Origin of the sequence: Cognatilysobacter bugurensis (assembly GCF_014652095.1) — a bacterium.
Lineage (GTDB): Bacteria > Pseudomonadota > Gammaproteobacteria > Xanthomonadales > Xanthomonadaceae > Cognatilysobacter > Cognatilysobacter bugurensis.
The window spans coordinates 25,508-51,299 of the sequence record NZ_BMYD01000005.1; the positions used below are offsets into that span (position 1 = coordinate 25,508).

Here is a 25,792-nt window from a genome sequence, read left to right on the forward strand (position 1 = left end):
GCGACCGCACGACCGCCCCACCCTTGATCACGTTTCACGTGGAACATCGGAATCGCGTCTTCGTTGCCGGGCAGTCAGCCACCGACGCCCTGCGTCGCAGGGGCTGAGCCGCCCTCCGCTATACTCCAGCCACATCCCGTTTCTGCACCCCGGCGCGTGCCTGACCCGCGCCGATGGAGTTCGCTGCCGCATGACCTCGCACGATTCGATCCCCGAGCCCACCGCCGGCACCGCCCAAACCTACGACTCCAGCAAAATCACGGTTCTGCGCGGGCTCGAGGCGGTCCGCAAGCGCCCCGGCATGTACATCGGCGACGTCCACGACGGGACCGGCCTGCACCACATGGTGTTCGAGGTCGTCGACAACTCGATCGACGAGGCCTTGGCCGGACATGCAAACGAAGTGCTCGTCACGTTGCATGCCGATGGCTCGTGCTCCGTGTCGGACAACGGCCGCGGCATCCCGGTCGACATCCACAGGGAAGAGGGCGTCTCGGCGGCCGAGGTGATCCTCACCGTGCTGCACGCGGGCGGCAAGTTCGACGACAACAGCTACAAAGTCTCCGGCGGCCTGCACGGCGTCGGCGTCTCGGTCGTCAACGCACTCAGCGAGAGATTGTGGCTTGAGGTCTGGCGTGACGGGCATCATTGGCAGCAGGAGTACGCACTCGGCGAGCCCGTGTACCCACTCAAGCAGCTTGAGGCCTCGACCCGCCGCGGAACGCTGCTGCGCTTCAAACCTGCTGTCGAAATTTTCTCGGACGTTGAATTTCACTACGACATCCTGGCGCGCAGACTGCGCGAGCTGTCGTTCTTGAACTCGGGCGTGCGCATCGTCCTGACCGACGAACGCGGTGAGGGAAAGCGCGACGTGTTCGAGTACGAGGGCGGCATCCGCTCGTTCGTCGAGCATCTCGCCCAGGTCAAGACGCCGCTGCACCCGCACGTCATTTCGGTCTCCGGCGAGCAGAATGGCATCACCGTCGACGTCGCGCTGCAGTGGACCGACTCCTACCAGGAGACGATGTTCTGCTTCACGAACAATATTCCGCAAAAGGACGGCGGCACCCACCTGCAGGGCTTCCGCGCCGCGCTCACGCGTACGCTCACGAACTACATCGAGCAGAACGGCATCGCGAAGCAGGCGAAGATCGCGCTGTCTGGCGACGACATGCGCGAAGGCATGATCGCCGTCCTCTCGGTCAAGGTGCCGGACCCAAGTTTCTCTTCGCAGACGAAGGAAAAGCTCGTCTCATCTGAGGTCCGGCCGGTAGTTGAGAACACGTTCGGCGCACGTTTGCAGGAGTTCCTGCAGGAAAACCCAAATGAGGCCCGGGCGATCGCCGGCAAGATCGTCGACGCGGCCCGCGCGCGCGAGGCCGCACGCAAAGCGCGCGACCTCACCCGTCGCAAGGGCGCGCTCGACATCGCCGGCCTGCCCGGCAAGCTCGCCGACTGCCAGGAGAAGGACCCCGCGCTCAGCGAGCTGTTCATCGTCGAGGGTGACTCGGCGGGCGGCTCGGCGAAACAGGGCCGCAACCGCCGCACCCAGGCGATCCTGCCGCTGAAGGGCAAGATCCTCAACGTCGAGCGTGCGCGGTTCGACCGCATGCTCGGCAGCGCGGAAGTCGGCACGTTGATCACCGCGCTCGGCACCGGCATCGGCAAGGACGAGTACAACCCCGACAAGCTGCGCTACCACCGCATCATCCTGATGACCGACGCGGACGTGGACGGTTCGCACATCCGCACGCTGCTGCTGACGTTCTTCTACCGCCAGATGCCCGAACTCATCGAGCGCGGCCACATCTACATCGGCCTGCCGCCGCTGTACAAGATCAAGCAGGGCAAGACCGAGCTCTACCTCAAGGACGACGCGGCGCTCGTCGCGTACCTCGCCGGCAACGCCGTCGACGGCGCGTCGCTGATCCCCGCCGACGGGGAGCCGCCAATCACCGGCGGAGCGCTCGAAAAGCTCCTGCTCGCTTACGCAGCCGCCAAGGACGCCATCGGGCGCGCCGCGCACCGCTTCGATCCAGCCGTGCTTGAGGCGCTGCTCGATGCTGCCCCGATCGACACCACGCGCTTCGCCGACGCCGCCGAGGCCCGCGTGGAACTCGACCGTCTCGAGGCGCGACTCAACCGCACCGGACTCGGCCGGCCGCGTTACCGGCTCGAGTTCGCGCCGGGGACCGACACGTCCTCGCCGGTGCTCCGCATCCATCGCACGCACATGGGCCTCGACGTGCTGCAGACACTGCCGCTGTCGGCGTTCGAGGCAGGCGAATTGCGCGCGCTGCGCGAGGCCGCCGCGATGCTGCACGGGCTCGTGCGCGAGGGCGCGCAGATCGTGCGCGGCAACCGCTCGCAGGCGATCGACTCGTTTGCGCAGGCGCAGGCCTGGCTGCTCGACGAAGCGAAGAAGGGCCGCCAGATCCAGCGCTTCAAGGGTCTGGGCGAAATGAACCCCGAGCAACTCTGGGACACGACGGTGAACCCCGACACCCGCCGCCTGCTGCAGGTGCGCATCGAGGACGCCGTCGCGGCGGACCAGATCTTCTCGACGCTGATGGGCGACGTCGTTGAACCGCGCCGCGAGTTCATCGAAGACAACGCGCTCAAGGTCGCGAACCTCGACGTTTGACCCGCGCTTGAGTCCATCCACGTCCCGCGCGCGCCCGTGTCGCGCGGGCGCATTGACGGCGCATTGATGCCGCGACCGCTACAACCCAGCGGACATGAACACGGGATCGACCATGAAACACCTCCTGCTCGCCGGCGCCATCGCCACGGTCGTCGCCGCCTGCGCGACCGCGACGTCCCCCACCGGTCGCACGCAGCGCGTCGGCGCCGTGTCGCAGGCCGAGCTCAACCAGCTCGGTGCAGAAGCGTTCGCGCAGGCGAAGGCTAAGAATCGTCAGAGCAGCGATGCGCGGCAGAACGCGTATATGCGCTGCGTTGTAAACGCCGTTACAAGCCAGCTGCCAGCGGAGTGGCAGGCGCAGTGGGATGCAGCGCTGTTTGCCGACGAGTCGCCGAACGCGTTCGCGCTCCCGGGTGGCAAGGTCGGCGTCAACACCGGCATCTTCAAAGTCGCCCGTAATCAGGACCAGCTCGCGGCCGTCATCGCGCACGAGATCGGGCACGTTGTCTCGCGGCATCACGACGAGCGCATCACCCGTCAGATGGGCACGCAGGCCGGCCTCGGCATCCTCGGTGCACTCGTCGGCTCGCAGTACGGCCAGGGCGCCGCGCAGGCCACCAGCCAGCTCGGCGGCGCGGCGGCTCAGGGTCTGATCCTGCTGCCGAATAACCGCGACCAGGAAAGCGAGGCCGACGTCGTCGGCCAGCAGCTGATGGCAAGCGCGGGATTCGACCCGCGCCAGGCCGTCAACCTGTGGGAGAACATGATCGAAGTCGGCGGTTCGCGTGGCCCGGAGTGGCTGTCCACTCATCCCGACCCGCGTGCACGTCTCGACGAATTGGGCAACCGCGCCACCGGTTTGATGCCCGCATACGAGCAGGCGCGTCGCGCCGGTCGCTCGCCGAAGTGCGGTTGATCCCCGATATTTCCGGTTGCTGACCCCGTTCCTTCGTTCCGCACGTTTCTGTTAGCGTGACCGGCCGCGGCGCTGCGCCGTACCGCACTTTTACGGACCCCGCACCACGGGGCCCAAGACTCTCAGGTGACCGTATGAAGCATTCGACTCTCCGCCACGGTGTGTTGGCGGCCGCACTCGCCGCGCTGATTGTTCCGGCGTCGACCGCGTTTGCGCAGGACACCAGCGAACGGGAGAGCAAGACGCAGGACGCGAAGGGCCGCGCCGGAGCCGCATCACAGCGCGCGCGTGAAAAGAATGCAGATCGCGGCCGCGGCGAACAAACCGAAAACAGGGCCGAGCAGCAGTATCCGAACGCGACCCGCAAAGCCCCGGACGTAAAGGCGTCTGCAAAGATGTCGCCGAAGCTGCAAAAGCTCGTCAAGCAACTCGACGAGGACAAGCCGGCCGAAGCACGCCGCATCGCGGACGAGATCATCGCCGACCCGAAGGCAAACGCGTACGACCGCGGATTCGCAGCGCAGGCCGCCGCACAGGCCGCATTCGACGCCGATGACATTGCGGGCGCCACGCAGTATCTCAATCAGGCGATCGAGTCGAACGGGCTCGACAACAACGCGCACTTCGGCGCATTGCTGATGCTCGCCCAGCTCCAGCTGCAAGAAGACCAGTTCGAACAGTCCATCAAGACCTTCGATCGCTTCTTCGCCGAGACCAATTCCCAAAAGCCCGAGCATCTCGTGCTCAAGGGGAATGCGCTGTACCGCCTGGACCGCTTTCCCGAAGCGGCGGCCGTGCTCAAGCAGGCCATTGACGCTTCGCCCGAGCCACGCAGCGATTGGCTGCAGCTGCTGATGGGCGCGTACATCGAAAACAACCAAGTTGCGGAAGCCGCTCGGGTCGCCGAAACCGTCGCTGCGAAAAACCCCAACGACAAGCGCGCACAGATGAACCTCGCTGCTGTGTATCTGCAAAGCGACATGTTCGACAAGGCGGCTTCGGTGCTGGAGAAGCTGCGCGCGGCCGGCCAGTTCAACGAGGATAAAGACTACCGTCAGCTTTATTCCACCTACCTCAACATGGAAGGCAAGGAGAAGGAAGCGGCGACCGTCATCAACGAAGGTCTGGAAAAGGGCGTTTTGAAGCCTGAATTCCAGACCTACCTGGCGCTTGCCCAGGCGTACTACTTCTCGGACCAGCCCGGCCCGTCAATCGACGCTTATAAGAAAGCCGCGCCGCTTGCACCCGATGGTGAGACCTACCTCAATCTCGCGCGTGCCTTGTGGCAGGAAGACCGCATTGCCGAAGCGAAGGACGCCGCTAAGCAGGCCATCGCAAAAGGGGTCAAAAAGCCCGACGACGCGAAGAAGATCCTCGCGTTGCCGGCCAAGTGAGACAAGGCAACATGCCAAACCGCGCTTGGAACCAAGCGCGGCCTTTGGTATATGCTACGAGATTCCCGCGGTTTGAAGCCCGCGGTCATTCGAAAGCCCGCGGCGCACTTGCGTATTGCGGTAATCCTTCCCGAGCTGACGGCGCATGACGCAAGACCTCGAACTCCGTAAGAAGCACGATCGCGACGAAGGGTTGAACTGGGCGCGCATCGCCGGTATCACCTCCGCGATCGCCGTACACACGGCGGCCCTGCTGCTGATGTTGGCCCCGATGGCGCCGCCGGCAACGGAAGAGGCGGAAGAAGAGGTGACCATGGTCAACCTCATCAAGCCGCCACCGCCGCCGCCGCCACCGCCGCCGCCGCCGCCGGAAGAGATCAAGCCGCTGACGCCGCCGAAAACGCTGACGCCGCCACAGCCGACGCCGCTGCCGCCGCCGCCGGAAGAGCCGCCGATCGTCGTCGACGACCCGACGCCGATCGATGTGCCGGCTCCGCCGCCGGCCCCACCAGCGCCTCCCGCACCGGCCACGGACCTCAACACTGAAGGCGCGGTCGACCCGTCATCGCGTTCGATGAATCCGCCGCGTTATCCGCCGACGGAAGCACGCCAGGGCGTAGGTGGTACGGTGGTGCTCATCATCAGCATCGACGGCCAAGGCAACGTGCTCGACGTTTCGGTCGAGAAGTCGAGCCGCAACCGAAACCTCGATCGCGCAGCGATGGATGCGGCACGCAAGTGGCGTTTCCGTCCGGCGATGGAAGCTGGCAAGCCAGTGGCGAGCCGCGTGCGTGTCCCCGTCGACTTTGTCCCGCCGACCTGATTCCACGTTGTCGTAGCATCCTTTTCGATTTCCGATTCTCTTTCCTTTCCACGACATACAAAGGTAAGCGTCATGCTTCAGGAAGCCACCACTACTGCCGCTGCCACCGGGGGCGCCGAAGGACTCCAGCAGATGGGCTTTGCCCATGTGATGGCAAACTTCGACCCTGTCGGCTGGATCGTTTTCTTAACGCTCGTCCTCATGTCGGTCATGTCGATCTACTGGATCGTCATGAACTTCTTCAAGAACATGCGTCTGAAGTCGAGCTCCGACCGGGTCGTCAGCACGTTCTGGGAAACCCCGAACGCCCAGGACGCGATCCGTTACATGGAAGAGCAGCCGCGCAGCGAGCCGTTCTCGAAGATCGCGCTCGACGCCGCACAGGCCGCTGCGCACCATCAGCGTCACGAGGGTTCGCGTCTCGTCGAATCGCTGAATCGCTCCGAGTTCGTCGACCGCGCCCTGCGCCAGGCTGTCACGCGTGAGAGCGGCCGCCTCGAGTCCGGTCTGACCGTGCTTGCGACCGTCGGTGCGACCGCGCCGTTCGTCGGCCTGCTCGGTACGGTGTGGGGCATCTACCACGCCCTCGTCAAGATCGGCGCGACGGGTCAGGCATCGATCGACGCCGTGGCCGGCCCGGTCGGCGAGGCGCTCATCATGACCGCGATCGGTCTGTTCGTCGCAATTCCGGCCGTGCTTGCTTACAACTTCTTCGTGCGCCTCAATCGCGTGACGAACAACAAGTTCGACACGTTCGCGCATGACCTGCACGACTTCTTCGCCACGGGCTCGCGCGTTGGCGAGCTGGCCGCGAAGCGCTGAGTCTGAGTCCCGTCATCTCAAGCAGTTTGGAGTCCCGACATGGCCTTCAGTTCAGGCAATGACAGTGGCGGCCCGATGGCCGAGATCAACGTCACGCCGCTCGTCGACGTGATGCTGGTGCTGCTGATCATCTTCATGATCACCGCCCCGTTGATGTCGCATAAGGTCAAGGTCGAGCTCCCTGAGGCGACCCTCAACGACTGGGAAAAGACTGCGCCGCCCGTGCCTCCGATCACGCTCGCCGTGACGGAGCGCGGGGCGATCTTCTGGAACGACGAACCGATCACTAAAGATCTGCTCGAAAGTCGCCTGTCGATCGAAGCGCAGAAGACCCCGCAGCCCCAGATCAACGTGCGCGGCGACAAGACGGCCAAGTACCGCCTTGTCAACGAAGTGGTGAAAACAGCGCAGGCTCAAGGCATGCGCAAGGTCGGCTTCGTAGCGACCAAAGAAAAACGCTGATTCGACCGGAGATACGACATGGCTTTCAGTAGTGGTTCCGGTGGCGGCCCGATGGCGGACATCAACGTCACGCCGCTCGTCGACGTGATGCTGGTGTTGCTGATCATCTTCATGGTCACGGCGCCCGCGCTCACGTATCCGATCGACGTCAACCTGCCGCAGAAGTCGCTCAACCCGCCGCCGCAGACGAAGACGCCGCCGGATCCGATCAGTCTGCGCATCGACGCGTCGGGCCAGGTGTTCTGGAACGACACGCCGTACCCGCTGCCGACGATCGCGAACATGATGGAAGTCGAGGTCCAGCGTGACCCGACGAACCAGCCGATGCTCGAGATCGACGCCAGCGGTGATGCCGATTACGGCATCCTCGCCAAGGTGCTCGCTTCGGCGAAGAATGCACACATGGACAAAATCGGCTTCGTGCAGAACTGAGCCGACTGCTTACCGTCGATATTGGAAACGCCGCCCTTGGGCGGCGTTTTTTTTGCGCGCAGGCTGCCGAACGCGCTGCTCTGGCGCGGACGCGCGGCTTCAATGTCGCAGCTCCACGCAGCGAAATGCTCCAGGTGCCGGCACGTATTCCTAACCGGATGCCTGCAGATCGCCGCCGCGCGCGGCATCGCACCGTGGGCACACACCAGGTCGAGTCAACGGATGCAGCCACAGGCACCTCCGCAAAGCTGAAAACCCGTGCCTACACCCGTGCGTGTGCCTGTGGCCTGCATGCGCCCACGAGCCTGCGCTTGCACCCGCATCGGCGCCACGTCCCACACCGCACGCCCCACACCAAACGGCAGACCGCAGACGGCGGATAAATCTCCGCGGTGAGCGGGAGGTTGGAGCTTGCTCACACCGTACGTCTGGGCGTAGCGTCGAGTTGGGCTTGTCGCCCGAACCGGGAGAAGTGCATGGCCGCCTACGCTCCGCAGTCGTCCGAACGCGCGATCGCGCAGATCAACATCACGCCGCTGGTGGATGTGATGCTCGTCCTGCTCGTGATCTTCATGATTGCCGCGCCCGTCGTGACCCAAACACTGACGCTCAACCTGCCGGCGCCCACCGTGGTCCCCAACGAGCCGCCGCCGCGCGCCTTGCTTCAGGTCACGCAGGCCGGCGATTTCGTCCTCGACGGCCGCACGCTTGACGCGCGGGCGCTGCCCGTCGCGCTGACTGCGCTGGCCGAACGGCGCGGTGACACGGTGCTGGAGATCAAAGCCGCCGGAGACGGCGACTACCAGAGCTTCACCACCGCGCTATCGGCGGCACGGACGAGCGGGCTGCAGCACGTGACCTTCCAGCCGTAACGCGCGCAGCTTCCGCCACTGCGGCAGCGTCGCGATCGAGGCCCGGTCGCGACGCTTGCCGCGTCGAACCTGATCCAGCAAGCGGGCAAGTGATCCGTGATCCCACGGGATCCGGAACAGGCCTGCCGCACGCGGCCCCGCCGTGCGCACCAAACGGACGACAACCGATGCGGGCGCACTACGACCGTGGGATCGACTGCTAAGTTCTCAGCGCAGACGCTGGCCCGAATCCACGATCCGTCGATAAGCGCCCACCGTGGCCGCGAGTCCCGCGTACAACGCCTCGGCGACCAGCGCGTGCCCGATGGACACCTCGAGGACCCCGGGCACGGCCCTCAGGAACCCCGGCAGGTTGTGCTGATTCAGATCGTGGCCTGCGTTTATGCCCAAGCCTGCCGCCTGCGCGACGCGGGCCGTGTGGGCAAAGCGCGCGAGCACGTCAGAAGCATCGCCGCTCTCAAACGCTTCGGCGTAGGGGCCGGTGTAAAGCTCCACCCGGTCTGCGCCGATCTCCGCCGCGCGGGCCACCGATGCGCGTTGCACCGCATCGCCGTGCGCGTCGGCGAACACGCTGACGCGGCACCCAAGTGCTTTCAGCTCCGCGATCAGAGGCGCAAGCCGCGCGGCATCGCGAGCAAAATCGAAGCCGTGGTCCGAGGTGAGCTGCCCGTCGTCGTCCGGCACCAGCGTCGCCTGCGCCGGGCGCACGCGCTTGCACAAGGCCAGAAAGCCCGGATACCCGGCGCGAGCCGGCGCGAACGGGTTGCCTTCGAGGTTCAACTCGACCCCGCGCGCCGCCGTCAGCGCGGCGAGCGCGTCGACGTCGTCCGCGCGGACGTGGCGCGCGTCGGGACGCGGATGGACGGTGATGCCGTGCGCACCGGCGTCCAGGCACGCCGTGGCCGCCCGCACGATGTCGGGCTCGGCGCCGCCGCGCGAATTGCGCAGCACTGCGATCTTGTTCACGTTGACGCTGAGGACGGTCATGTCTGCACTTTAGCCGGGCCCCGCACCGAGCGCATCGGCGCCGAACTCGCAGCCGATGGGCAAGACATTTGGCCGCAAGCCACCGAGGACGAAACGGTCAACCACGACAGCGCAAGACGCCCGCCAACGCAGCCTGCCCCCGACCTACCGAATCGCCTCGCCAAAGCGGCGAACCCCGCCAGCCGACCGGCGCCCTCAGCGGCGCGCGTCACCCAGCGCAGTCGACTCGGCCGCCGCCGCGAGGCGGCGGGCCTCGGCCTGCTCGCGCAGCCGCTGCAGCTCCACCGCATCGACCAACGAAGACTCGTCGCGACTGCGACTTGCGACGCGTTGGGCGAGCCACCCGAGCGCCGCCGCGAGCGTCGCGACGCAGGCCACGAGCAGGCAGATGATGACGAGCGTGACCGAGCTGGCGCGGAATGCGACCGCGAACGCCGCGGCCGCGAGCAAAGCATAGAGCCAGGGCATCGCAGATCCTCCAAGGGGCACGGGTCGAGTCTAACGGTCGCGCGCTGCCCGCCACGTGCACTTGGCGCGCCGCGTCGACCGTTCGTCGTCTACAGCAGCGGCGACACCAGCCTCGCGAGCGCCTCGGGCAGGCGAGAGCGCAGCAGCGGGCGCGCGCGATCATTGCGGACCTCCGGCGCGTCGAGCAGGTCGTGCTCGAGCAGCTTTGCCAGCTCACCGGCGACCGTCTCGTCGCGAAACAGCACCGACACTTCGAAATTCAGGCGGAAACTGCGGTGGTCGAAGTTTGCGCTGCCGATGATCGCCAGGTCGTCGTCGCACAGCAGCGCCTTGGTGTGCATCAGGCGCGGGGTGTATTCGTGGATGCGCACACCAGCCTGCAGCAGGTCGTCGAAATACGAGCGCGTCGCGTACGTCACCAGGCGGCTGTCGCACACCTTGGGCACGATCAATCGCACGTCGAGCCCGCCGAGCGCCGCGGACGTAAGTGCCATCATCGCGGCCTCGCCGGGCACGAAGTACGGCGTGACGAGCCACACGCGCCGCGCCGCGGCGTGGATCGCGCTCACGTGCACGCGATGGATCGCCTCCCAAGGCGAGTCGGGGCCGGACACGAGCACCTGCGAGGCGATCGGACCGAGCGGCCCGCTCGTCTCCGGCAGCACCAGCGGAGGCAGGCGGGTCGCATACGCCCAGTCTTCGACGAACACGAGTTGCAAGGCACCGACGACCTCGCCCTCGAGCCGCAGGTGCAGGTCGCGGTACGCGTCCCCGCAGGCGCGTTCGTCCTGCTCGTCGGTGATGTTGATGCCGCCGGTGAACGCCACGCGGTGATCGATGATGACGATCTTGCGGTGCGTGCGCAGGTTCAACCACGGTCGCTTCCAGAACCGATGCAGGCGCATCGGGTGGAACCAGGCGATCTCGCCGCCGGCATCGAGCAGCGGCTGCATGAAACGCCGCGTGATCCGGGCGGCACCCACCGCATCCAGCAACAGTCGGACCGTCACGCCCGCGCGCGCGCGCTCCGCAAGCGCATCGCGCAGGGCCGTGCCGATGCGATCGGGCTTGTAGATGTAGTACTCGAGGTGGATGTGATCGCGGGCCTGCGCAACGGCCGCGAGCAGCGCGTCGTATTTCGCTGCGCCGTCGACGAGCAGCCGCACCGACGTCGCGCTGCCGGCGGGCAGCCCCGTGGTGGCACGCGCGACCCGCGCAAGCTCCGTCGATTCCGGGCTCGGGTCGTGCCCGACAGGCGGCGGCGGCATGCCCACGCGCGCGCGGCCACGGCGCAGGCGCTGACGCCGGATGCGCTGTGGGCCGAACACGTAGTAGATGAAAAAACCGAGGTACGGCAGCGCCGCGAGGCTGACCAGCCAACTCAGCGTCGCGACGGGCTCGCGCTTTTGCAGCACGATCCAAAGCCCCAGGCCCGCGACGTACGCAAGCCAGCCGATCGTGAGGTACAGGCCAATGTGCGGAATGCGCGCGAGCGCGTGCCAAGCCTGTTCGAGCGTGTCCACGCAGCCTCCCTCAGCGTTCCGGGTGCGCCGTCGCAGTGCCTGCGACGCCACGCGTTAGCCTAGGCGGCATGGACGATGCCCGCAAAGCCCGGGCGCCGATCAAAGGCCGCGGCGCTGCCTCGCGCGTGGCCGGGCGCTTCGACAAAACGCACACCGCCGGTGAGGACGACGGCTGGGGCTCGGTGTACGACGGCCTCGACGACGCTGCGCGTCCGCGCACCGAAGTCACCGCCGAAACCGCGCGTTCGATCATCACCCGCAATACATCCCCCGATATCGGCTTCAGTCAGTCGGTCAATCCATACCGCGGTTGTGAGCACGGCTGCGTGTATTGCTTCGCCCGGCCCTCCCACGCGTACCTCGATCTTTCGCCCGGGCTCGACTTCGAAACGCGCCTGTTTGCGAAGACGAACGCCGCCGAGCGCCTGCGCGAGGAACTGGCCAAACCGGGCTACGTGCCGTCGACGATCGCGCTGGGCATCAACACCGATGCGTACCAGCCGATCGAGCGCGGCCACCGGATCACGCGCGAGGTGCTCGAACTGCTCGCTCAGTGCCGGCACCCGGTGAGCTTTGTCACCAAGAGCGCGCTGATCGAGCGCGACCTCGACGTGCTTGCGCAGATGGCGCAGGACCGCCTTGTGCACGTGTTCTTCTCGATCACCACGCTCGACAACCGGCTCGCTTCGAAACTCGAACCGCGCGCCGCGGCGCCGCATGCCCGGCTGCGTGCGATGCGCGCGTTGCACGAGGCCGGCGTGCCGGTCGGCGTGATGATCGCCCCGGTGATCCCGTTCATCACCGACGCCGAGCTCGAACGCATTCTCGAGGCGTCGCATGACAACGGTGCCCGCGCCGCCGGCTGGGTGCTGCTGCGGCTGCCGCACGAGCTCAAGCCGATCTGGCGCGAGTGGCTCGAACTGCACTACCCGGACCGCGCGGCGCACGTCATGAGCTTGGTGCAGCAGATGCGCGGCGGGCGCGATTACGACAGCGGCTTCGGCACGCGCATGCGCGGCGAAGGCCCGTTCGCGCAGCTGCTCGCCCAACGCTTCAAACGCGCCACCCGGCAGCTCGGCTACGGGCGGCTTGCGCCACTCGATGTGTCCCGCTTCGAACCGCCGCGCCCGCCGTCGCCGCAGGGCGACCTGTTCTAGCCCTCAGCCGACTGCGGGCCAGAGCGGCCCATCGAGCCACAGCCAGCGCGCCATCCACGCCGATACGAGCGCGATCAGCACGGTCAGCGGCAGGCCAATGCGCAGGAAATCGTTGAAGCGGTACTGGCCCGGCCCGAGGATCAGCAGGTTGCCGTGGTGGCCGATCGGCGTGAGAAACGACGCCACTGCGCCGAGCGCAGTGCATACGACGAACGGCGTGGCCGGCAGGCCGATTGCCTGCGCCACCCCGATCGCGATCGGCCCGAGTAGCACCGTCGTCGCGGCATCCGACAGGATCTGCGTGAGCAGCCCCGCCAGCGTGAACAACACCAGCAACACGCCCAGCACGGGCCAGCCGGCGACGACCGTGAGCAGCGCGTCGGCCATGAGCTGCGCGGTGCCGGTCTGCTCCATCGCAATGCCGAGCGGAATTACGCCGGCGATCATCACGAAGATGCGTACGTCGATCTCGCGGTAGGCCTGATCGATATCGACGCAGCGCGTGGCGACCATCGCAACCGCGCCGAACAGGAACGCAAGCGGCGCCGGCAACCACTCGGTGCCGGCCGCGAGCACCGTCGCGGCGAGGATCGCGAGCGCGATCGGTGCGCGCACGCGGCGCCGCGCTTCGCCCGCGAACGGCACGAGCATCAGAAAGCCGTGGTGCGAGGCGAGCTCGGCAAAGCGCGACGGCCGGCCCCACAACACGAGCAGGTCGCTCTCGCGTAGGCGCGCGTCCGCGAGCCGGGGCGCAATGTACTCGTCGCGTCGCCACAGCCCGACGATCACCGCATGGAAGCGACGCGCGAAGTTGAGCTCGCCGATCGAATGGCCGATGAACTCCGAGCCCGGCGCCACCAGTGCCTGCACCAGCTGCGCATCGCCCTCGCCGCCTGCGTGGTCGGCAAAGCGCGACACCGCGTAGAGGTCGAGGTTTTCGTCGGCGTGCAGTGACGCTAGCGCATCGGCCGATGCTTCCACGAGCAGCACATCGCCGCTGAGCAGCGGGCTCGTCGGCGTGAGGTCCGCGCGCAGCTTCCCATCGCGCATCCAGCCGAGCAGGCGGAACTTGTCGCCGAGCGATTTCTGCAAGTCTGCGAGCGGCTTCGTGCTCCAGCGCGAGCCTTCGACGATCAAAAGCTCGGTGCGGTACCGGTCCAGGCGCAGGTAATCGGCGTCCCCCATCGCGCCGAAGTGCTTGGGCAGCAGCCAGCGCGCGATCAGCATGTACACGACGCCGATCAGCACCAGCGCCAGGCCGATCGGGGTGATCGAGAAGATGCCCAGCCCCGGCTCGCCGCTGCGCTCGATCATGTTGTCGGCGAGCAGGAACGCGGGCGCACTCACGAGCGTGAGCGTGGTGCCGAGCGACGCCGCGAACGACATCGGCATCAGCAGCCGCGACACCGACAGCCCGCGCGACTGCGCGAAGCGCGAGAGGATCGGCAGCATCATCGCGGTCACCATCACGTGGTGCGTGAACGACGACAGCGCCGCGACGGTCGGCATGACCACGGCGATGGCGCGCGATTCGCGCTGACCCGCGGCGCGCCCGATGCCTTGGCCGATGCGTTCGGTCAGACCGGTCGCGGCCAGGCCGCCGGAGATCACGAACACGGCCGCGACGATGATCGCCGGCTCGCTCGCAAAGCCCGACAACGCCTGCTTCGCGTCGAGCACGCCGGTGAGCACAAGCGCGAGCAGCGTGAGCATCGCGGTGACGTCGACGCGCAGACGCTCGCTGATGAACAGATACAGCGCGCCCGCGAGGATGAGCAGGAACAGCGCTTGTTGTAAGTCGATCGCCGGCATGCGCGCATTGTGCGGCACCGCATGGGCCCCGCCCATGCACCACCCCGTCACGGATCCTCGCTAAAATCCCGGCCGGCCCGCGGTTCCCGACCCGAATGACTGACTTTTCCGCCCTGTCAGGCGGCCCGGCGTCCCACCGCTTGCGGCGCGCGATCGAAGCGCTCGACACCGGCCTCGCCCTCGTCGACGCACGCGGACACTGGCTTGAATTCAACGCCGCCGTGCCGCGCCTGCTGGGCCAGTGCGCTTCTTCGCTCGAGGCGTCGCCCGCGAACGAACACGTAGCTGTGCATGATCGCGCCGCGTTCGACGGCGCACTCGCGGCCTGTCGCGACCGCGGCGCACGCGCCGATCTCACCTGCACCTGGCAGTGCGCCGACACGGCGCGCAGCATGCGCACGCGCATCGCACCCGCCGATGGCGATGACGGCGTCGTGCTCATCCAGCTCGATGCGATCGCCGATGTGACTGATACCGATCGCGCGCGCACGCTGCAGCTGTTTGCCGACAAGGTCTCGCACGACCTGCGCGCGCCGCTGCGCTCCATCGAGAGCTTCTCCACCTTGCTCGCGCGCCGCGCGGCCGAACGCCTCGACGACACCGACCGCGATCACCTCGCACGCATCCGCGCCGCGGCCGGTCGCATGGCCGGACTGCTCGATGCGCTCGGCGAATACGCACGTGCGTTGCAGGCCGAGCTGCGTTGCGCGGAGGTTGATCTGAGCCTGCTTGCCGAATGGGTCGGCGCGGAGTTGCGTGAAGCCGAACCGGACCGTGACGCCGCATTGCATGTGCAGCCGGGCCTGGTGGTGCATGGCGACGAGCGGCTGCTCAAATCAATGCTCGCGCAAGTGTTGCGCAATGCGTGGACCTTCTCGCGCGATCGCGACACCGTGCACATCGAATTCGACGGCGAACGCAATCACGACCGCCTCTATGTGCGCGTGCGCGACCGCGGCTGCGGATTCGACATGCAGTATGCTCACAAGCTGTTCGAGCCGTTTCAGCGCCTGCACGGCAGCGAGCAAGGCGGCGGCCATGGCCTCGGCCTGGCGATCGCGCAGTGCATCGCACAGCGTCACGGCGGATCGATACGCGGCACGTCGCAACCCGGCGTCGGCAGCGAATTCACGCTTGAATTGCCGGCCGTGCCGGACACGGACAAGGAACGGTGATGCAACGCGACATCCTGCTCGTCGAAGACAACCCGGACGACGTCGAACTCACGCGGCTTGCGTTCGACGAGGCGAAGGTTGCGAACACACTCGTCGTGGTCGGCGACGGCGCTGAAGCGCTCGACTATCTGTTTGCACGCGGCGCGTACGCCGATCGCGATCCCGCCGCGTTGCCGTCGATCGTGCTGCTCGATCTGAACCTGCCGAAGATCGACGGCCGCGAAGTGCTGCAGGCGATCCGCTCGAACGAGCTCACGCGCACGTTGCCGGTCGTGGTGCTGACCACGAGCACCGAGCCGTTCGACGTCGAGGCGAGCTACGCGCTCGGGGTGAACAGCTACATCCAAAAGCCTGTGGATTTCGAGCAGTTCGTGTGGGCGGTCAAGCAGGTCGGCCTGTACTGGCTCGTGCTCAACCACCCGCGCGAAGCGGGCTGACGCGCCCGATCAACCGCCGCCGAATAGTGTTTCGGCGCGCTGAAACAGCACCCAACTCGTCGCGATGACCTTGTCGCCGCCCTCCGGGCGGTTACCGCGATGCGTGTGCGTGAACGCGGCCGGCGCCAGAAGCACGGCACCTGCACGCGGCGCGACCTTGCGCTGCTGGTAGAGGAACTCGGTCTCGCCTTCACTGAAGTCATCGTTGAGGTAGACCGTCCACAGCAGGTGGCGGTGCAGCGTCTCGTTGCGCGGATCGCGCGGATAGAGCTCGCAATGCCAGTACGGGTAGCCGCCGCGACCGGCCGTGTAACGCTGCAGGTTGATCGCGCCGGGGCGGAACACGGTCTGCACGACCGGCGTGAGGTCTTCGTCGCTCATGTCGCGCAGGCGCTCGGGCGTGAGGCGATGGCGCGCGCCGTCGCGGCCGGGCACTTCGAGCATCAACGGCGCGATCAGCGTGTGCGGGTAACGGCGCAGATACGTGAGCAGCGCGCGGAACACTGCGAAGTTCAGCGTGTTCTCGATGTCCGTCCATTCGGCACGGCCGCTGATCGTGAGGTCACGGCTGTCCTTGAGGTCGGGCATGTGGCCGCCGCCGACCAGCCCCGGACCGTCCTGGCCGCTGCTGCGGAACCGCTCGACAAGCGCGGCGCACCACGCGGGATCGAGCAGGTCCGGGTAGATCTCGATGAAGTCCGAAGACGCGTCGGTCATGGCGGTACGCAAGCCAAACGGGAAGCGGCCATCCTCGCACGCAAAAAGCGAGGATCAAAAACGATACGTGCTGCTCGCTGTGCCGGTCTGCATTGCCAAACCGCGCGCTTACTGACTGAAAGCCGCGTCGACGACGCGTGAACATGTTCTGAGTTTGTTCAGCGACGTCATGACGATTTCACGAACGCAACGTTTTGCTGAACAAACCGCTGTGGCATCCCGATGACAACACCGAAAACTTTTTGATTTCAGAGGGTTGAGGAGTTGGCACGGAACTGGCTCCAAGGCAGGGGCCCGCCGAGACGCGGGCTTCGACCGGAGTCCCCCATGTCCCACCGCCCCCAGCGCCCTGCGCTCTTCCAGATGCCGCTCGCCGCAGCGTTGGTGCTCGCCGCTGCGGTGCCTGCAGGCGTGGCGGCCGCTGACCCGCAGATCGCGCCCGACCCGAAGCTCGTCATCGCCCGCACCGTCGAGCTGCGCATCGCGTACCGGGGCGTGCCGCGCGAGGACAATCCGATCCGCTCGCAGGCCACGACGTTTCCGTCGGCCGTGTTCCACGGTGCGGTCGGTTCGCTCGTCAATGAAGTGGCTGACGACCGCGTGCTGGCCGAACGCGGCGCCGCGAACAGTGCGCTGCCGATGATCGCGCCGTCGCTCGAGCGCGGTGCGAACGACACCGCGCTCGGTGCCCAGGCCGCGGGCGCGACGCTCGTGCCGCTCGGGCCTGCGGGCCCGGTGTCGCTGGGCGGCTCGATGCGCGGCGTCGCGAACACCGTGACCGGCGCGCTCGCCCCGATGATCAATGCCGCGCGCGCCGGCGCCGGGAGCGGCCCATGAACCGCCTGCGCGCGCTGGGATGGTTCGCGCTCGCTGTTACGACCGCCGGCCATGCGGCATCGCCGGGCGACCGCGCGCATGTCGGCGGGAGCGCCGTCCGCGACGCGCAGGGCCGCATCGCGCTCAACCAGGCGGCCGGCCACGGCAACGCGCAGGCGAACGTCGCCGCGATCGCCGTCGCCACCGATGCAGGCCTGCTTCGTCTTGATGTCGGCCAGCGCGTCACCGCCGGTGACGCGACGCGCGATGCCAGCGCGCGCCTCGATGGCCAAGCACTGTCGAACACGCGCGGTCTGCTGTCGATCAATCAAGTGGCCGGCGGCGGCAACGCACAGGCGAATGCGTTCGGCCTCGGCCGCGCCGACCTCGCCAGCGGCGCGCCCTCGCTCGGCCAGCACGTCGAAGGATTGGGCGACGCGGCACTCGCGGCCGTCGCCGGCAACGCCCCGATCGAGACCGCAGCCACCGCGGTGCCGCTGCGCGAGGCGGTGATCGCCGGCGACGCGCTGCGCGGCAGCCAGGGCGCCGTCCAGCTCAACCAGACCGCCGGCACCGGCAATCGCGCGGCGAACACCATCGTGCTCCTGCTGCCCGGGAGCGCCCCGTAAGCGTGCATTCCGCACACCCCGCAGCCGGGGACAGGCTGCCCATCCGCACCACCACGTCCACCCAGGAGAGAAGACCATGCAACTCAAGACCAAGCTCGTCGTCGCCCTCGTCGCATCGATGTTCGCCACCTCCGCGTTCGCCGAGGGCGACGACGTGGCCAACGACGTCGCATGGGACCAGATCAACAGCATGTGGACGATCGGCGACGTCTTCGTCAGCGGCGACATCGCCGTCGGCAGCCAGTCCTCCGCCACGGTCGACCAGGACCAGACGACCGCGCTGAACTTCGTACTCGGCGACGGCGACATGTCGGCCTCGGCCGAAGACAGCGCGCTGTCGGGCGCGATGGGCAACATCGGCGCGAACATCGCGGCGGGCGCAGGCAATGCCCAGGCGAACGATGCCGCCCTGTCGACGATCGACGGCGAGAGCGTGTTCTCCTCGGCGTCGGTGTTCAGCAGCCAGGCCTCGGGCGTCAACATCGCCTCCGATTTCCCGAGCGGCGCCGACAACCAGCTGAGCTACGACGCTTCGGTCGGTGACGACGTGCTCGCCGATGCGATGGGCAACATCGGCCTGAACGTCGCGGCCGGCGTGGGCAATGCGCAGACGAACGCGATGGCCGCCTCGGTCAACACCAGCGGCACCGTCGCGAACGCCAGCGCCGACTCCGAACAGACCTCGCTCGCGAACTTCGTCGCGGTGCTCGAAGACCTCGACGCGAGCGCCACGCTCGACGGCGGCGCGCTCGCGAATGCGATCGGCAACATCGGCGTCAACATCGCGGCCGGCTCGGGCAACCTGCAGCACAACGGCCTCGCCCTCGCCACGGGCACGGGCAACTGAGGTCGGATCCGGAGCGGCTTCACGCCGCTCCACCGGTCGGCGCCGGGCACCGTGTGTGCCCGGCGTCTCCGGCTGTCGTGCTGTGCCGTGTAACGCCGCTCTCCGTCGGAAGTCCGCCACCCTATGATCCGATCGACTCGCGCTTCGTTGTGGCAACTCGTTGTGCTCGCGGCATTGCTGGTGTGTCCGGCGCTGGCCTGCGCGCAGACGGCGGTCGATCTGGGTCGGCTGACGGGCCCCGTCGCGGCGCCGATCAAGAAGCAGGTGCGCACGCTGCGCGACCTGCGCTTTCGTGACCTCACGCCGCAGCGCTACGACTTCAGCTGCGGCTCGGCCGCGCTCGCCACGTTGTTGGAGCACGGCTACGGCATCGAGACGAACGAGACCGACCTCATCAAGCACATGCTCGTCGGCGCGGACGCAAAGGACGTCGTCAAGAACGGCTTTTCGATGCTCGACATGAAGCGCTACGTGTCGACGATCGGCATGCGCGCGCACGGCTTCAAGATCGAGCCCGACGCGCTGTACCGGTTGCAGATGCCGGTGATCGCGCTGCTCGATCTCAAGGGCTACAAGCACTTCGTGGTGGTGAAAGGCGCGGCCGCGGGCCGCGTGTTCATCGCCGATCCCGCGCTCGGTCATCGGGTCATGCCCGAGGCCGACTTCGTGCGAGGCTGGAACAACGTCGTGCTCGCCATCGTCGCCGACCGCCCGATGCGCACCGACTCCTACCTGCTCAACAGCCGCACCTCGCCCGCGCTTGCGCGCCGCGTCGATGCGCTCGATCGCGCGACGTCGCCGCCGCGCCTCGTCGAGTTCGGGCTTGTTTACGCGGATCTGTTCTGAGCGATGGACGACACGCCTGCGGCCATGAATCGAGGTGCTCCGTGAACCGACGTGCTCTGTCCCGGGCCTTGTGTGCCGCGTTCGTAGCAGTCGTGGCCGCGGTGGAGGCCGCAGCTGCGGCGCCGCCGGTCCGCGTGGAAGTGGTCGATGACGCCACGCTCGCAGGCATCAACGGCAAGTACCTCGGTGCGAACATGCTCGTGGGCCTTCGCATCGACATCGTGTCGTCGGTGCACGCGCCGGGACAGACGCAGGCACACGCCGCGGGCAGCCTGCTCGTGCGCCGCACCGGCGCAGGCTACGACGTCGCCGTCGATACGCGCGCGCACGCCGAGCCCGGCGCCGGCGCGCCGTCGCCGACGGGCATTGCAACCGGCGGCGAGGCGTTGCAGGTGGCGGGCATCGGCCAGGTCACGCAGATCGCCGGCAACGGCAATGCGATGTCGAACCTCACCACGATTCGCTTCGTGTCCAATGTCGGCACCGCGAGCGGCTTCAACGGCGCCGCGGCGAGCGCCGCCGCGGGCGGCGGGGTCAGCGCGCAGATCGCGTTCGGCAACGGCGGCGTACGCCTGGACCTGAACGCGCCGGGCGCGCTGCTCGGCCAGCACATCGACACCCACGCGCTCCACGGCGCCGGCGGCGTGATGCAGATCGGTCAGCTCACCGGCAACGGCATCGTGGCGCACAATCAACTGCACCTGCAGATCGCCACCGAGCTCATGCCCTCGCTGTGGCAGCATCAGCTCGGCGTGCAGCAGGCGCTGTCCGGCTTGCAAGGCCTGTCGCGTTGAATCGCTCGGCGCCGGGAGGGCGGCGCCACACCACAGGGATGGGGACCCCATGCGCACATTAAGCCAGCCGCCGGCGTTTGCGCCGTTGTTCATCGCCGTCGCGCTCGCACTCGGCGGCACCGCTCATGCGGCCGAGCCTGTTTCGCAGGACGTGTTGCTCGCGCGCCTGGACGCGCTCGCGGGGCAGGTGGAAGCCCAGCAGGCCGAGATTGCCCGGCTGCGCGCGCAGCTCGAAGAGGTCGAACTCGCGCAACGCGGCCGCGGACTTCCGGCCGCACCTATGGCTGCAGCGCCGCAACCGTTTGCTATTGCACAGGCCGGAGCTGCCCCGGCCGCCGATGCCACGTCGCCGCCAGGCGCCCCTGAGCCCTCCGCTGCGCCGACTCCGGCCGCGGCGCCGGTGGCTGCACCGGTGCAGATCGGTCAGGCGCGTGCCGAAGAAAACGCCGAGCGCCGCGAGCAGGAACGTGCGCTGGTCGTGCGCGAGCATGCGCCGCTGTTCGAGCGCACGCTCACGTTCGACGCCGGCTACAGCTACAGCTATTACGACCGCCGCCAGCTCGCGCTCAGCGGTTTTTTAGCGCTCGACGCGATCTTCCTGGGCACGATCAACCTCGATCAGACCAAGGCGACGCTGATGACGCTCGATCTCAGCGCGCGTTACGGCCTCACCGATCGCCTGAGCCTCGAAGCGACGGTGCCCTACGTCTGGCGCGACACGCGCTTCGTCAGCGCCGGTGCGGGCGGCGCATCGAACGTCGTCACTGAGCTGCAGCTGCACTCGAACGGCATCGGAGATGCGAGCCTTGCGCTGTACTACCAGTGGATCAAGGAATCCGCGCGCCTGCCCGACATCGTGACCAGCCTGCGCGTGCGCGGGCCGACCGGGCGCAGCCCGTTCGGGCTCAAGCTGATCCAGCCCGACGCGGAAAACAGCAACCTCAACGTGCCCGAGGACCTGCCGACGGGCACCGGCCTGTGGAGCGCGACCGCGAACGTGTCGGCGCTGCGCACGTACGACCCGGTGATCCTGTTTGGCAACCTCGGCTTCACCTGGAACCGCGCCAACGAGTTCGACGACATCTCGCCGGTGCTCAACCAGACCGTCCCGGCACGCGTTTCGCTCGGCAACACGATCCAGCTCAGCGGCGGCATCGCGATCGCGCTCAACGACCGGTCCGCGATCAGCTTCAGCGCGGCGAGTGCGCTGTCGGCAGCGACGCACACCAAGGTGCCGGGCCAGGATGAAGAGCAGCGCGTGCCCGGCAGCTCGGTCAACGCGACCACGCTGAACATCGGTGCGAGCTACGCACTGCCGTCGGGCTGGACGCTCAACGGCCAGCTCGCCGCGGGCCTGACGCCGGATGCGCCGAACTTCGTGTTCGGCCTGCGCGCATCGCATTCGTTCTGATTGCGACGCGGCGGTGCGGACGCGGGTTACGCGTGCCGTTCGGGGGCGCACGGCAGCAACGTTTAGCGGGGAGGTCTATACGGACACCGCCGCATGCGACGTTGGCGGGTGCACACGCGCGGACACCTGACCTTTGTGTTCGGCTCGGGCCGGTCGCTTTAGGTTTCAACGCGACGACGCGCGACGCCAGCTTGCAGCGCACAGCACGTGGCGCCGGGCGCCGCACTGCCGCATGGCTCCCGGCGACATCGGAAGAAGCGGCGACGCAGGCTGCACTGACGCCGTCGAAGCCGTGAGAAACAAGTCCGATCGGACCTGCTTCAGTGGTTAGATGCGGACGACTGCGGCTCCGGTCGAACCGTGACTACGGCATTGAAGGCATCAACGGTGCCGAGGGCATCGACGGCGACGAGCGTCGATGCCCTCGGCACCGATAGCCGACAACCCACAGCCGATAGCGGATAACCAATCGTCGGCACGCAGTGGCACTCACGCTGCGCGCGACGGGTCACCTCGCGTTGCTCTTCAGCGCGCGTCATACACCCAGCCACCGCGCGAGCGGCCGACTCACTGCAGGCGCACAGGCTGCGCGCAACGACGCGCTCACGATGACGCGCAGCACAGCGTTCCGCAGCTGCAACCGCCGGCAAGGGCGGGCCCGGCACGGCGGCCGGGTCCGCTGGCTCACGCGCCGACGGCCTGCGTGTCCTCGGCCTCGGCCTCGCGCAGGCCATGGCGGCCGATCAGGCGGTAGAGCGTGACCCGCGAGACGCCGAGTTCGCGCGCGGTGTCGATGAGGCGCCCGCGGTTGCGTTGTAGCGCGCGTTCGATCGCGTTCCGCGTCGCCGCGTCGCGCACCTCCTCGAGTGTCGGCGGCGGGCGCGAACTCGCGCTATCGATGTTGAGATCGGCCGCGGTGATGAGCCGGCCCTCGGCCATCACGACGGCCTGGCGCACGCGGTTGATGAGCTCGCGCACGTTGCCCGGCCACGGGTGCGTATGCAGCGCCTGGCGGGCGCAGGGCGCGAAGCCTTTGAGCGCGCGCCGGCCTTCCTGCGCGTACCGGCGCAGCGCGTGTTCGGCAAGGCGGTCGATGTCCGAGCCGCGCTCGCGCAGCGGCGGCTGCTGCAGGCGCAGCACGCACAGACGGTGGTAGAGGTCGGCGCGAAAACGCCCTTCGGCCACGGCGACATCGAGGTCGTGGTGCGTGGCCGAGATGATGCGCACGTCGATGCGGATCTGCTCGTGCCCGCCAAGCCGCTCGATGCTGCCCTGCTGCAGGAAGCGCAGCAGCGAGGCCTGGCTTTCCAGCGGCAGATCACCGATCTCGTCGAGAAACAGCGTGCCGCCGTTCGCCATCTCGATGCGGCCGAGCTTGCGCGTCTGCGCGCCGGTGAACGCACCGCGCTCGTAGCCGAACAGCTCGGACTGCACGAGGTTATGCGGAATCGCGCCGCAGTTGATCGCCACGAACGGTTGCGCCGCGCGACGCGAGAGCCGGTGCACGGCCGTCGCAGCAAGCTCCTTGCCGGTGCCGGTCTCGCCGGCGATGAACACCGGCGCGTCGGTCATCGCCGCCTTGCGCAGCGTGCGCGCGAGCATGCGCATTGCCGGGCTGTCGCCGATGATCCCGTCCATTGCGCCTTCGCCGGCAAAGTCAACGCCCGCGCACGCCAGGCGTGCCATGCCGTGCGCATGGCCGATCACGGTGTCGAGCACCGCTTCCGGGCACGGCATCGTGACGTAGTCGTAGCAGTAGTCGCGGATGAGCCGGCGCACCGTCTCGTCCTCGAGCTGGTTCGCCTCGACACCCGCCACCCAGCCGACGTTGTTCTGCGACAGCGCCGCGCCGAACGCGGCGAGGTCCTGCGCGCAAAAGCCCTCGCGCAGGTCGATGAGCGCGGCGAATGCGCGCTCGGGGTTGCGCTGCAGGATGCGCAGCGTCGCCCGTGCATCGGGCGCGCGGTGCAGCTGCCAGCCCAGGTGTTGCAATCGACCCAGCGTGAGCACGCGGCCGGCCCCGCCGCGCGTCACGTAGATCAGGTCCCGTCCGTGGTCTTTCGTTCCTTCGATACTGCCCGCTTCGCGTCCGAATGCGCTGACTGCGCTCCCGGCCGATCGATCGAAGCGGCTTGCGCCGTCCATTCCATCGCTTGCCATAGATTCCTCCATGCCCGCCGACGGGTTGCGCCGACTCCTCCGGGCACGACGGACAACGCGCTGTCCGGCCGTGACCGGCCAAAGCACGAAGCGCGTGACGGCAATGCGAATGGATCAGGCTGCGGCAGCGTCGCGCTCGAGGTGGTAACGCACCGCGGTTTCGACCTCGTTGCGGCTGCCGAGGAACACCGGCACGCGCTGATGCAGGCCGGTCGGGTTCACCTCGAGCATGCGTTGACGCCCCGTGCTTGCCGCTCCGCCGGCCTGCTCGACCAGCAGCGCCATCGGGTTGGCTTCGTACATCAGACGCAGCTTGCCGCCTTTTTCTGCACACTTCGCATCGAGCGGGTAGGAAAAAATCCCGCCCCGGGTCAGGATGCGGTGCACGTCGGCCACCATCGACGCCACCCAGCGCATGTTGAAGTCCTTGCCGCGCGGGCCGGCCTTGCCTGCCAGCAGATCCGCTACGTAGGCCTGCATCGGCGCTTCCCAGTGGCGCTGGTTCGACATGTTGACCGCGAATTCCTTCGTGTCCTCGGGAATGCGCATGCCGCGCGTGGTCAGCATGAAGCTGCCGATTTCACGGTCGAGCGTGAACGCGTGCGTGCCGTGGCCGACCGTGAGCACGAGCATCGTGCTCGGCCCGTAGGTGCAGTAACCGGCCGCGACTTGCGACGTGCCCGGTTGCAGGAAGTCCTCGTCCTTCGGCCCGTCGACGCAATCGGGGCAGCGCAGCACGGAGAAGATCGTGCCGACCGAGATGTTGACGTCGATGTTGCTCGAGCCGTCGAGCGGATCGAACAACAGCAGGTAACGGCCGCGCGGGTAGTGCTCGGGGATGCGCACCGCGTGGTCCATCTCCTCCGACGCGAGCGCCGCGAGGTGGCCGCCCCAGGCGTTCGCCTCGAGCAGGATGTCGTTGCTCAGCACGTCGAGCTTCTTCTGCGCCTCGCCCTGCACGTTGATGCTCGCCTCGCCCGCGCCGCCGGCATCGCCGAGCACGCCGCCGAGCGCGCCCTTGCCGACGGCGATCGAAATCGACTTGCACGCGCGCGCGACGACTTCGATGAGCAGCCGCAGGTCGGGCTGGATGTGGCCCTCGCGCTCGGCTTCGATGAGAAAACGGGTCAGGGAGATCGACGAACTCGGCGACATGGGCGAGATCCGGAGCAGGAAAGTGGGCATTGTCGCCGATGCGCGGGGGCGGTTCGAACCGTTGGTGGCCGCGGGCGACACGCGGCGCGGCGTTTACGCCTCGGCGGTCGCTTGGTTATCGGTGCGATCGGCGCGGCGCAGTGCGCGCATGAGCTGCTCGCGCGCAAGGCGCAGCATCAGCAGCGGCGCTTCCGGATCGGCCGCGTCCATCACGCGCCGCGCCAGTTCGACCGTATCGCGCACCGCATCGACGAGCGCCGCATGCACGGCCGCGAACGCATCGCACAGCTGGTGCGCCGCGGTGTCGAGCCTGCGCGCGAGTTGCGGATCGACGCCCTGGCCGGCGCGCTGCACGGCTTCGTCGAGCAGCGAATCGATGCGGCGGGCGGCGGGGTGCAACGAGTCGGCGGCTGCAGGCATCGCGGGTCCTCGGCGGGCGGGCGCGCATGATCCGGCCCCGTGCGTGAGGTGAGCGTCATCCGGCCGCGCGCCG

Annotated in this window: 25 protein-coding genes; 17 read left to right on the forward strand and 8 right to left on the reverse strand. The window is 67.7% G+C overall.

Features of this window, described 5'->3' with window-relative positions; translation table 11 throughout:
* Positions 1–190: 190 nt before the first annotated feature.
* From gyrB to IE075_RS13065, 8 genes are all read left to right on the forward strand, one after another.
* A complete protein-coding gene (gene gyrB, locus IE075_RS13030) occupies positions 191–2,644 on the forward strand; it encodes a DNA topoisomerase (ATP-hydrolyzing) subunit B (RefSeq protein WP_189457326.1) in 2,454 nt (817 codons plus the stop codon).
* A 112-nt stretch (positions 2,645–2,756) separates the two neighbouring features.
* Positions 2,757–3,560, forward strand: coding sequence for a M48 family metallopeptidase (locus IE075_RS13035; protein ID WP_189457327.1), 804 nt, complete (start codon positions 2,757–2,759; stop codon positions 3,558–3,560).
* Between the two features lie 134 nt (positions 3,561–3,694).
* Positions 3,695–4,954, forward strand: a complete 1,260-nt coding sequence (locus IE075_RS13040; RefSeq protein WP_425489381.1) for a tetratricopeptide repeat protein — start codon at positions 3,695–3,697, stop codon at positions 4,952–4,954.
* A 145-nt stretch (positions 4,955–5,099) separates the two neighbouring features.
* Positions 5,100–5,777 carry an energy transducer TonB gene (locus IE075_RS13045; protein ID WP_189457329.1) on the forward strand — a complete coding sequence of 226 codons (678 nt, stop codon included), beginning with the start codon at positions 5,100–5,102 and terminating at the stop codon, positions 5,775–5,777.
* Positions 5,778–5,849: 72 nt separating this feature from the next.
* A complete protein-coding gene (locus tag IE075_RS13050) occupies positions 5,850–6,599 on the forward strand; it encodes a MotA/TolQ/ExbB proton channel family protein (protein WP_189457330.1) in 750 nt (249 codons plus the stop codon).
* 39 nt (positions 6,600–6,638) lie between these two features.
* The gene (locus tag IE075_RS13055) at positions 6,639–7,061 is read left to right on the forward strand and encodes an ExbD/TolR family protein (RefSeq protein ID WP_189457332.1); all 423 of its coding nucleotides are present in this window, start codon (positions 6,639–6,641) and stop codon (positions 7,059–7,061) included.
* Between the two features lie 18 nt (positions 7,062–7,079).
* A complete protein-coding gene (locus tag IE075_RS13060) occupies positions 7,080–7,493 on the forward strand; it encodes an ExbD/TolR family protein (protein WP_189457335.1) in 414 nt (137 codons plus the stop codon).
* Positions 7,494–7,969: 476 nt separating this feature from the next.
* Positions 7,970–8,365, forward strand: coding sequence for an ExbD/TolR family protein (locus IE075_RS13065; RefSeq protein WP_189457337.1), 396 nt, complete (start codon positions 7,970–7,972; stop codon positions 8,363–8,365).
* Between the two features lie 207 nt (positions 8,366–8,572).
* Here the strand turns inward: IE075_RS13065 and IE075_RS13070 are convergent, their stop codons facing one another.
* The 3 genes from IE075_RS13070 to cls all read right to left on the reverse strand — a co-directional run bounded on the left by IE075_RS13070 (position 8,573) and on the right by cls (position 11,343).
* Positions 8,573–9,352 carry a pyridoxine 5'-phosphate synthase gene (locus tag IE075_RS13070; RefSeq protein WP_189457338.1) on the reverse strand — a complete coding sequence of 260 codons (780 nt, stop codon included), beginning with the start codon at positions 9,350–9,352 and terminating at the stop codon, positions 8,573–8,575.
* Positions 9,353–9,547: 195 nt separating this feature from the next.
* Complete coding sequence (locus IE075_RS13075) at positions 9,548–9,820, reverse strand: hypothetical protein (RefSeq protein WP_189457340.1); 273 nt, start codon at positions 9,818–9,820, stop codon at positions 9,548–9,550.
* 89 nt (positions 9,821–9,909) lie between these two features.
* Positions 9,910–11,343, reverse strand: coding sequence for a cardiolipin synthase (gene cls / locus IE075_RS13080; RefSeq protein WP_189457343.1), 1,434 nt, complete (start codon positions 11,341–11,343; stop codon positions 9,910–9,912).
* A 68-nt stretch (positions 11,344–11,411) separates the two neighbouring features.
* Between cls and IE075_RS13085 the strand changes: the two genes are divergently transcribed.
* The gene (locus tag IE075_RS13085; RefSeq protein ID WP_189457345.1) at positions 11,412–12,500 is read left to right on the forward strand and encodes a PA0069 family radical SAM protein; all 1,089 of its coding nucleotides are present in this window, start codon (positions 11,412–11,414) and stop codon (positions 12,498–12,500) included.
* Between the two features lie 3 nt (positions 12,501–12,503).
* On the opposite strand, the gene IE075_RS13090 is transcribed toward IE075_RS13085, so the two are convergent.
* Positions 12,504–14,312, reverse strand: coding sequence for an SLC13 family permease (locus tag IE075_RS13090; protein WP_189457347.1), 1,809 nt, complete (start codon positions 14,310–14,312; stop codon positions 12,504–12,506).
* A gap of 95 nt (positions 14,313–14,407) precedes the next feature.
* Between IE075_RS13090 and IE075_RS13095 the strand changes: the two genes are divergently transcribed.
* Together IE075_RS13095 and IE075_RS13100 are read left to right on the forward strand one after the other, a co-directional pair.
* Positions 14,408–15,487 carry a sensor histidine kinase gene (locus tag IE075_RS13095; RefSeq protein ID WP_189457350.1) on the forward strand — a complete coding sequence of 360 codons (1,080 nt, stop codon included), beginning with the start codon at positions 14,408–14,410 and terminating at the stop codon, positions 15,485–15,487.
* Entirely contained in the window at positions 15,487–15,924 is a 438-nt protein-coding gene (locus IE075_RS13100; protein ID WP_189457352.1) for a response regulator, read from the forward strand. The genes IE075_RS13095 and IE075_RS13100 overlap by 1 nt, the downstream gene beginning before the upstream one ends.
* Positions 15,925–15,933: 9 nt before the next feature.
* Here the strand turns inward: IE075_RS13100 and IE075_RS13105 are convergent, their stop codons facing one another.
* The gene (locus IE075_RS13105) at positions 15,934–16,641 is read right to left on the reverse strand and encodes a 2OG-Fe(II) oxygenase (protein WP_189457354.1); all 708 of its coding nucleotides are present in this window, start codon (positions 16,639–16,641) and stop codon (positions 15,934–15,936) included.
* Between the two features lie 327 nt (positions 16,642–16,968).
* Here IE075_RS13105 and IE075_RS13110 point away from each other — a divergent pair, with 327 nt between their 5' ends.
* From IE075_RS13110 to IE075_RS13135, 6 genes are all read left to right on the forward strand, one after another.
* A complete protein-coding gene (locus tag IE075_RS13110; RefSeq protein ID WP_189457357.1) occupies positions 16,969–17,478 on the forward strand; it encodes a hypothetical protein in 510 nt (169 codons plus the stop codon).
* Positions 17,475–18,086: a hypothetical protein gene (locus IE075_RS13115; protein WP_189457359.1), complete on the forward strand. Its 612-nt coding sequence runs from the start codon at positions 17,475–17,477 to the stop codon at positions 18,084–18,086. The genes IE075_RS13110 and IE075_RS13115 overlap by 4 nt, the downstream gene beginning before the upstream one ends.
* A 76-nt stretch (positions 18,087–18,162) precedes the next feature.
* Positions 18,163–18,933 carry a hypothetical protein gene (locus tag IE075_RS13120; RefSeq protein WP_189457362.1) on the forward strand — a complete coding sequence of 257 codons (771 nt, stop codon included), beginning with the start codon at positions 18,163–18,165 and terminating at the stop codon, positions 18,931–18,933.
* Positions 18,934–19,056: 123 nt separating this feature from the next.
* Positions 19,057–19,779, forward strand: a complete 723-nt coding sequence (locus IE075_RS13125) for a C39 family peptidase (RefSeq protein WP_189457364.1) — start codon at positions 19,057–19,059, stop codon at positions 19,777–19,779.
* A 41-nt stretch (positions 19,780–19,820) separates the two neighbouring features.
* A complete protein-coding gene (locus tag IE075_RS13130) occupies positions 19,821–20,573 on the forward strand; it encodes a hypothetical protein (protein ID WP_189457367.1) in 753 nt (250 codons plus the stop codon).
* A 49-nt stretch (positions 20,574–20,622) separates the two neighbouring features.
* A complete protein-coding gene (locus tag IE075_RS13135) occupies positions 20,623–21,984 on the forward strand; it encodes a transporter (protein ID WP_189457370.1) in 1,362 nt (453 codons plus the stop codon).
* A gap of 684 nt (positions 21,985–22,668) precedes the next feature.
* On the opposite strand, the gene IE075_RS13140 is transcribed toward IE075_RS13135, so the two are convergent.
* The 3 genes from IE075_RS13140 to IE075_RS13150 all read right to left on the reverse strand — a co-directional run bounded on the left by IE075_RS13140 (position 22,669) and on the right by IE075_RS13150 (position 25,719).
* The gene (locus tag IE075_RS13140) at positions 22,669–24,144 is read right to left on the reverse strand and encodes a sigma-54 dependent transcriptional regulator (protein ID WP_229792527.1); all 1,476 of its coding nucleotides are present in this window, start codon (positions 24,142–24,144) and stop codon (positions 22,669–22,671) included.
* Positions 24,145–24,258: 114 nt separating this feature from the next.
* A complete protein-coding gene (locus IE075_RS13145; RefSeq protein WP_189457373.1) occupies positions 24,259–25,299 on the reverse strand; it encodes a class 1 fructose-bisphosphatase in 1,041 nt (346 codons plus the stop codon).
* A 93-nt stretch (positions 25,300–25,392) separates the two neighbouring features.
* Positions 25,393–25,719 (reverse strand): hypothetical protein, encoded by a 327-nt coding sequence (locus IE075_RS13150; RefSeq protein WP_189457375.1) that lies wholly within the window; start codon positions 25,717–25,719, stop codon positions 25,393–25,395.
* Between the last annotated feature and the right edge of the window lie 73 nt (positions 25,720–25,792).